Source organism: Arthrobacter cupressi, from assembly GCF_900099975.1.
GTDB lineage: Bacteria > Actinomycetota > Actinomycetes > Actinomycetales > Micrococcaceae > Arthrobacter > Arthrobacter cupressi.
Map to the genome: position 1 here is coordinate 412,640 of NZ_FNEI01000002.1, position 8,329 is coordinate 420,968.

6 protein-coding genes are annotated in these 8,329 nt (G+C 61.8%); 3 read left to right on the forward strand and 3 right to left on the reverse strand.

Annotated elements, in window-relative coordinates; translation table 11 throughout:
* Positions 1-332: 332 nt before the first annotated feature.
* Entirely contained in the window at positions 333-1,688 is a 1,356-nt protein-coding gene (locus BLP88_RS04250; RefSeq protein ID WP_217635131.1) for an MFS transporter, read from the reverse strand.
* 86 nt (positions 1,689-1,774) lie between these two features.
* Complete coding sequence (locus BLP88_RS04255) at positions 1,775-2,992, reverse strand: metal-dependent hydrolase family protein (protein WP_084110781.1); 1,218 nt, start codon at positions 2,990-2,992, stop codon at positions 1,775-1,777.
* Positions 2,993-3,300: 308 nt separating this feature from the next.
* Between BLP88_RS04255 and BLP88_RS04260 the strand changes: the two genes are divergently transcribed.
* Together BLP88_RS04260 and BLP88_RS04270 are read left to right on the forward strand one after the other, a co-directional pair.
* Positions 3,301-4,296 (forward strand): oxidoreductase, encoded by a 996-nt coding sequence (locus BLP88_RS04260; RefSeq protein WP_217635132.1) that lies wholly within the window; start codon positions 3,301-3,303, stop codon positions 4,294-4,296.
* A 989-nt stretch (positions 4,297-5,285) separates the two neighbouring features.
* On the forward strand, positions 5,286-6,680 hold the full coding sequence (locus BLP88_RS04270) for an FAD-binding oxidoreductase (RefSeq protein WP_074587148.1): 1,395 nt from the start codon (positions 5,286-5,288) through the stop codon (positions 6,678-6,680).
* Positions 6,681-7,109: 429 nt separating this feature from the next.
* On the opposite strand, the gene BLP88_RS04275 is transcribed toward BLP88_RS04270, so the two are convergent.
* Positions 7,110-7,316, reverse strand: coding sequence for a hypothetical protein (locus tag BLP88_RS04275; RefSeq protein WP_074587149.1), 207 nt, complete (start codon positions 7,314-7,316; stop codon positions 7,110-7,112).
* A 732-nt stretch (positions 7,317-8,048) separates the two neighbouring features.
* Between BLP88_RS04275 and BLP88_RS04280 the strand changes: the two genes are divergently transcribed.
* Positions 8,049-8,329: NmrA family NAD(P)-binding protein (locus BLP88_RS04280; RefSeq protein ID WP_175453483.1), on the forward strand; the 281-nt coding region annotated here is incomplete at its 3' end.

The window sequence follows — 8,329 nt, forward strand, 5'->3', positions numbered from 1 at the left end:
GCATCGACGACTTCTGTGCATCACCTTGGATAGGCCTTCACTACAGACACGAGTTCTTACTGCACTGCAATCACGAATTGTTGGAGTATCAACATCCGAAGGATTAGGCGCGCAGTGTAGGAGTGGGAGGCGGAACAGGTCTCTACGTCTGCCTAGTAGCTCGGCCTCTTTGGAGGGGATCAGGTCAAAAAGGCGTGGGCGAAAACTTCCGGGCAGGGACATGGAAGACGTCATGACGTCTTCCATGTCCCTGCTCATACCTGGATTCGTCGAACGCTGTCATTTCACAACGCGGCAGTTCCCCCAACCGCTCCGGGGACGCTAAGTCTGAGTCAGGGCCGTAGCCTGCGCGGGACCGCGAACACGACCACGGCGCCGATGACCGCAAAGACGGCGAACATGTAGAAGTTCAGCTGCCACCCGAGTGCCAGGCTGGCGACTGCTCCGCCGATAACCGGACCGCAGATCGCACCGACCCTCCCGACCCCCAACGACCAGCTGAGGGCGGTCGCGCTAAGGGACTGCGGGTAGTGCGTGGCGCAGTAGCCTCCGACGAGGATCTGGGTTCCCACCGAGCCAAGACCGGCAAAAGCGACGATCACCAGGAGCATGGCAAGCGGCAGCTGGAACGTCAGCATCAGGATCGCGGCAAAGGCGACCACGAAAGAGGCCGTGACAACCTTCTTGATGCCGACCCGGTCGGCGATGACCGAAGCGCTCACGGAACCAACAATGGCTCCGGCGTTGAGTACGAGGAGGAACGTCAGGGAGTCCCCCAGGTTGAAGCCGGCCTGACGCATGATCTGAGGCAGCCAGGTGTTCAGGCCGTAGACCAGAAGCAGGCCACAGAAGTTCGCCAGCGCAAACAGGATGGTCGACAGCAAGAACGTACGGGTGAAGATTGTCCGGAGGCTGGACTTTTGAGTCGGGCCTTCTGACGGCTCCTGGGAGGAAACGATATCCGAATAGACCAAGCCGTAGCGGCCTGCCGTCTCCACCGCTTCGGCCGTGCGGCCGGTGCGGGCGAGGTAGGCCACCGATTCGGGCAGCAGCTTCCAGCCCACCGGCAGAAGGGTTACCAGCGGCAGGGAACCGATCGCGTAGAGCCAGCGGAATTCGATATGCGGCAGGAGGTTGATTGCCAGAAGCGAAGCCCCGACGCCGCCGACCGAATAGCCACTGAACATCAACGCGTTGGCAATTTGCCGCCGCTCTTTGCGGGCGTATTCAACAGTCAGAGCGATACATGTGGGGACAACGCCGCCCAGGCCGAGCCCGGTAAGAAACCGCAGTGCGCCGAACGCTTCTGCAGACGGTGAAAAAGCGCTGGCCAGCATACAGATCGAAAACACCGTAATGCTCGCCAGCATGATCCGGCGCCGGCCAAGCCTGTCAGTAAGCACGCCGACCGACATCGTCCCGAGGAGCATGCCGATGAGCGCGAGGCTGCCGATAACCCCCGCCTGTGCCGTTGTGAGCCCCCATTCCTGATACTTCAGGATGGAGGGAACTGTGGACCCGTAAATGACGAGGTCGTAGCCGTCGAAGACGATAGTGACAAAGCAAAGAAGGAGAACCGTGCGCCCCTTCCATGCCGGCGCGGCCTCGGTTCTTGTTGCCGTTGGCATTAACTGCTCCATGGATTCCTCTGTTCTCACGATGCGGTATGTGGCGTGGATCACGCCCATGATGTCACGACTTCCTTACGACAGTAAATAGAACGACATATACTCTTTTTGACGATCGTAGAGATGAAATCGATGCCTTCGGGTTGCTACCGCCGACGGATCACGGGTTCAAAGAAGACAGCGGCATGGCCTTTGATCACTTCGAGGCTCGGGCGCCGAGACGGGTGGCGACGGGTGAAAAGTTGAGATAACGGGTCGCTGAACGACTTCGACCCTTCCGTAATCCTTCCCAGGTCATCGCGCAGGAGCAAGGCGGCGTTGGTTGATGTTGCCGACCGAAGGGCGCCGTAAACGCCAAGCACTTCGCACTGCAGTCGTAGTCCCGCCAGTTGCTCATCCTCGAGTTCACCCATCAGGTCTGTTCCGAACCCAATCCGGACCCCGGCGTCCCGGGCGAGCGCCACAGCGTTCCTCCCTGCTTCCAATACTTCCCTGTTCTTGGCCGCTCCCACTACGGTGAGGCCGACTTCCCCTCCACGCCGTTCCATCGCCTCGTAGGTCACCAAGGTGGGAACCAAATAGACGTCGTTGTCAGCCATTAACCGCGCAGTTTCTGCATCGAGCAGATTGCCGTGCTCGATGCAGCGAACCCCGTTAAGTACTGAATGGCGAATGGCCTCGGGCGAGTATGCGTGAGCCGTCGCGTAACTGCCCCGACGGGACGCCTCGTCCGTTACGATCCGGATTTCCTCCGCACTGTACTGCGGAACCCGAATCGGATCGACCGGTGAGACGACCCTTCCGGAGGTCATGATCTTTATCGCAGAGGCACCGGTCCGGAAGCGGTGACGCACAGCCCGCAGAAGCGCGTCGGCGCCGTCCACCACTTCGCACATGTGGCCGCCATGGAAGCATGCTCCGTCGTTCGCGGCCCGGATATCGCCGTGGCCGCCAGTCTGGCTTAACGCCGGTCCCGTGAAAAAGTAGCGCGGACCGGGGTACAGGCCCTCCTCGATGGCGCTGGCAAGGCCAACGTCACCGCCCGCCACGTCACGGACGGCAGTGAACCCCCGGAGCAGGGCAGCCGCGAGGCGCCTTGCCCCGGCAAGTGCGGAATCGCTCAGCGGCCCCGTCTCGTTCCTGGCGGAAGTCAGGCTGAGTGCGTAAGCATGGAAATGCGCATCGATAAGTCCTGGAATCACGGTTCGGCCGCCGGCGTCAAGCACGGCACCAGTCTCTTCCACCTCCCGCCCGATGGCGGTGATCCGGCCATCCCGGATGCTGATGGAGCCCTCAAGCAGTTCGGGTGATTCACCATCGAAGACCAGGGCATTCCGTATTGTCAGGCTTCCTTGAGAGGTCACGGGTGTTTCCTTCCTGTGGTCCCTCGCGGGGCGGCCCCCAGTATGTGCCGCCCCGCGAAGGAACTAGTTGGCGTTGGTAAGTGCTTTCTCGAGCAGCCCGACCACGCGAGGAATGAGTGGATCAGCGTGGCTGGCATGCTGGAGCGCACCTGCCTGGCCAGCGGCCTGCTCGCCGCCCTGCACCACTCACCGGAGATCCTCCGGAACACACGGGATGCGGCGGTCGCCTAGGTGGATCGTGGAAAAGTGGGACAGCCGCTGACACTTCGCGGCCTTGAAATTCCCAACAGGATCTGGATGTCGCCAATGTGCCAGTATTCTGCCGGCCCGATGGGGTCCCAACGAGCTGGCACACGGTCTACTACGTTTCCCGGGCCATTGGGGGCTCGGGAACCGTCATAGTTGAATCCACAGCCATTGGTCCACGTCACCGGACGACGGCCAACGACTTAGGGCTCTGGAACGGGCAGCAAGTGCAGGCGCGCTCCAGGCTGGCGGCAGACATTCGGGGCGCCGGCGCCGTTGCCGCCGTCCAACTGCAAAGCGCGGGCCGGAAGAGTTCCCATAAAGTGCCGTGGCTCGGCGAAGGCCAGAACAGTCCCGTTGCCTTGGATGAAGGGGGCTGGATTCCGATGGCTCCATCCCCCAAGCCGTTTGGGAACCTCACTGTACCTGCTGAGATGACTGTGGGAGAGATCGACGAGTTCGTTGACGACTTTGCGCACGCAGCCTCGAATGCGCACGAGGCGGGCTATGACGTCGTCGAAATCCATGCGGCGCATGGATATCTGCTCCATCAGTTCCTCTCGCCCCTCTCCAATCACCGCCTGGACGACTACGGCGGCTCCTTGGAAAATCGGATGCGGCTTCCACTCCGGGTCTCCCAGGCCGTCCGGGACAACTTTCCGCAGCACAAGCCTGTCTTCGTCCGGATAACGGCCACTGACTGGATCGACGGCGGCATAACCCTGGATGAAGCGAGAGATTTCGCCAGAGGCCTGGCCGGGACAGGCATCGATCTCCTGGACGTGACGTCGGGAGCGCTGGCTGCCGACGCGCAGCCGCCCAAAAGGCAAGCCCTGAATGTGGAGTTCGCCCAGACGTTGCGGGCAGAGAGCGGAATTCCGGCAGCACCCGTAGGGCAGTTATCGGATCCGGAACTCGTGGGCACTGTTCTCGAACGGTCCAACGTTGACGCGGTGATTGTGGGCCGGGCCCTCCTTCGCGACCCGTACTTTGCGCTCCGCCTCCTCGGGGACCATTCCAAGGCCTACTGGCCGCGGCAATATCACCGAGCGCTGTAACGGCATGCCCTGCGATGGAGCCGGACAAGAACGACGACGACTCGAGGCCCCGACGGCGTGACTTGTTGAAGGGCCGCAAACACAACGGAAGGATCGTTTCAGAGACCAACGACGGTCGCCTCGACCCGACGTCATCGGCGCCAATACTGCCCGTCCCGGCCAACGAATCGGATCGGACACATCCATAGCGAGGTGGGGTTAGCAAGCCGCTCCCTTCCGCGGTGCGCGGCAGCGTCCCGAGCGATTCCGTCCTCCCGCGCTCAGATTCCGCAGGCGGGCTTCAAGTCTCGTAGTTTCTGCTCCGGCCACGTCAGGAAGTAATGACCGAGGAACCAGCAACGCCGGACAGGGAGAATTCGCATTCAAAGACTGCAAGTAACTTCGTCAAAGATCATGCAGCAGCCGTTGAAAGCCACCATGAAGAGGTATGCAAACACAAAACCGCAACCAGCAACACGCTACCCCGCTGACCGGGCTTGAATCTGCCGCGAACTGGGCCAATAAGGCCAAACATATCGGCACCTTGAGGACTGGCCTCCGCTACAGAGCCAGGATCTGGTTGCTGGTCTCCAGCTGTGGTGAACAAGACAATGGAAAATCGCGCAGGCAACGGCAGGAGCCTTATCACGATCAGGCCGTGGGCCGGTCAATGCCCAACGTAGAGCGCAGCTGAGTTTGCCGCGACCTAGTCACATTTCTAGTGTGCAGATTGTTCAAGCCCTTTGTCGGAGATTCGACTGGGCCTGGCAGTCCACGGGGACTGTGTGGTCGCCGACTGTGAGCAGGCGCAGTCCCACGGTGTCTTGGGCCGTGGTCGAGTAAGACGGTTTGTCGTCGGTGAGGATGTAATCAGTTCCGATGCTCGCCTCCCCGCCAAACTCACTGCCCGTCATCTCGCGCCGAAAAGACTACTAATCCCCGGTTCCCGCCCTCTTGCCAGTTCGTTCGAACGGTGGGAATCTGCTCGGAGGAGAAAGGTCCGTGAGTCTATGGCTAAGGGCACGGAGATCGACGAAGGCGCTGTCTATGAACTACAGACATCCTTTCGGGGTGAACTCGTTCGGCCGGAAGATGTTGGTTACGACAAGCATCGCAAGGTGTGGAACGGATCGATTGACCGCCACCCCGCTCTCATAGCCCGCTGCACCGGCGCCGCAGATGTACGTGCTGCCCTCCGGCTCGCCCGTTCGCAGGATCTACTGGTCACCGTGCGTGGAGGCGGTCATAGCTTTCCTGGGCTGTCAGTGTGCGACGACGGCATGCTCATCGATCTCGGGCTGATGAAGGGGATCCGAGTGGACCCGGAGGCTCGAACGGCCCGTGTTCAGGCCGGCGTACTGCTTGGCGAGCTCGATCGCGAGACGCAGGAGTTCGGTCTCGCTGTTCCTTCGGGAATCGTCACCCACACAGGAGTGGCGGGCCTCACGCTGGGCGGCGGCCTCGGGTGGGTCATGCGCAAGTACGGACTCACGATTGATCAGCTTCTGTCCGTGGACGTGATCACCGCCGAAGGCGAGCTGGTCCGGGCCAGCGAGGATCGGAACGCCGACCCCTTCTGGGGCGTGCGAGGCGGTGGCGGGAACTTCGGCATCGTCACTGAGTTCGAGTTCCGTCTTAATCCTGTGGGCCCCTACGTTATGGCAGGTCCGGTCTTCTGGCCGATGGAAGATGCCCCGGAAGTACTGGGGTTTTATCGCGGCTGGATCGCGGACTGCCCCGACGAGCTCATGACGATTGCCGTACTGAGAAGGGCGCCGGCACTGCCGATCGTCCCGCCCGACCTGGTCGGAAAGCACGTCGTCGCGATCGCCGCCTGCTACGCGGGACCAGTCGAGGAGGGTGAACGAGCCCTGCGGCCGCTCAAGGAATTCGGCTCGCCTGTGCTCGATCTTTGCCGGCCGAAACCGTTCGTGGAGCATCAGAAGATGTTCGACCCGTCATTTCCCAACGGCTGGTCTTACTATGTCCGGTCCTGTGACGTCGCAGCGCTTAACGACGACGTCATCGACATCACGGTCGAGCACGGCAGACGTATCACCTCGCCGATTACCAGCATCGGCCTGTGGCAGATGGGAGGAGCGGTGGAACGGATCGACAACCGTGCCACCGCGTTCAATGGCCGCCAGGCCGGGTTCACCTTCAACATCAACGGCAACAGCAAGACCGCCGAGGGCTTCGACGGTGAGCGCGAATGGGCCCGCAACTACTGGTCCGCCCTTGCGCCCCACCACACTAGCGTCTACGTCAACTTCCTCATGGAAGAGGGCGAGGATCGGGTCAGGCAGGCCTACGGTGCCGCTAAGTACGACCGACTCAAGGCACTCAAACGCAAGTACGACCCGACGAACTTCTTCACCCTCAACCAGAACATCAAACCCGACTGAAGGCGTTCGTTGCTGATGTTGGTCATGGGGATAGAGCCTTAGCTTTGAGTCGCATTGCGGTGGCAGGACAGACCCTCCGGGCTGCCGGCGACCCTCCGCCACGGCGATGTGACGAGTACTGCGCTTCAGTTGCCCTGCAGCACTCGTCCCCGGGTGGACAGTTGACCCGGTAGCCGCCGAGCTGGTGAACCATCTGGGGGTGAGTGCTCGAAGAACTGCGACTCGCCGCTCCAGCTCCGCGATCCGCGCCACCTCCTCATCGGTAAGGGCGAAGTCGAACACGGCGCGCCAAACATCATGCCGTGGCAGGTACCGTAACGCCCCTCTGAGACCAGAACGCCCACCGCGAAGACCTAATGCCGGCAGTTCAAGATACGGGCAGAAGGACAGCGAGTATCAGGAGCGGCATTCTCGAGTCCAAGTACGCGGTCACGCGTCTTCGAGCCCGGTGAGCAGCTCAGCGTCGTGACTCATCACGAAGTCCAACCCTTCACTGATTTCCCAGCGACGGGCATCCCGCTGCAAAACCATTTCGGCGCCCTGCAACTGCGGCGCGGACTTGGACGCGTGTCCCTCGGCCGCGAGCTTATCCAGCCGGCGATCGGGGTCTTCCGGGGCACGGACCTTCTTTGCCATGGATTCATGGTACGCAAGCGGTACCGCGGCGGGGGCGGTCCGGTGAGCACCAAACGGTGAGCAGGTCGGCTTGTTGTTGACTCAACTGCACCCCCGGAAACGAAAAAGGGCCCCCGAAGGGGCCCTTTCGTGAACATTTTGTCCACACCCAGGAGCCAACCGGCCCCTGACCTGCGGAAACACTGTGCCCGAGGTGGGACCCGAACCGGGTTCCGAGCCCCTAGATTCCGCCACTCCCCCGAAAACATCGGCGTTCCGGGCCAGTCCGGCCGATGTACGGCCCAGTCCGACAGGCAAAGTGTGGACAGTGCCCACCCCCGCCTTTCTCCCCGCCAAAGACGACCAATCAACCGCCGCACCCCGCATAGATGGGGTGCGGCAACTCTTTGTCCTTACGAGGAAATTCCGGCAAATGGAGTCCAAGCGCAATGGCAAGCTGTGATGCGCAAGCCCGCCGCGGGACTCCCGCTCAGGAAGGGCGGTGCCCATGATCTGTGGCGTCTTCAAAGCGACTTCACCTCCTTCATGCCTTCATGGTCCGAGCGGCGGACAGTTCTCGAGAAACTCTCGTGACCGGAGCTCTCATCCGTCCGGACGGGGCGTGGGCCGTTCCTTACGTGCCAGGTCCAATTTCCGGCCCAAATGGGATACTAAGCTATGGTTTTCTCCTCGGGCAGGGGCACTCCGGGTGTGGTGGCAGTGGTCGGTGCGACCGGCCGGCAGGGATCGGCCGTGGTCCGTCACCTCCTCAAAGACGGGTGGCAGGTGCGCGCCCTGACCCGAAATCCGTCCAGCAACGCTTCACAGGCCCTGCGCGCGCTCGGCGCTGAGGTTCATCAGGCGAACACCGAGGATCCCGCCTCTCTTCGGATTCCGTTCGAAGGGGCATACGCACTTTTCAACGTCCAGAATCCCATGACCAGTGGAATCGACGCCGAAGTCCGGCAAGGCAGCAACGTGGCGGAGACTGCAGCTGAAGCGGGCATACGCCACGTGGTGTACGGGGCGGCAGG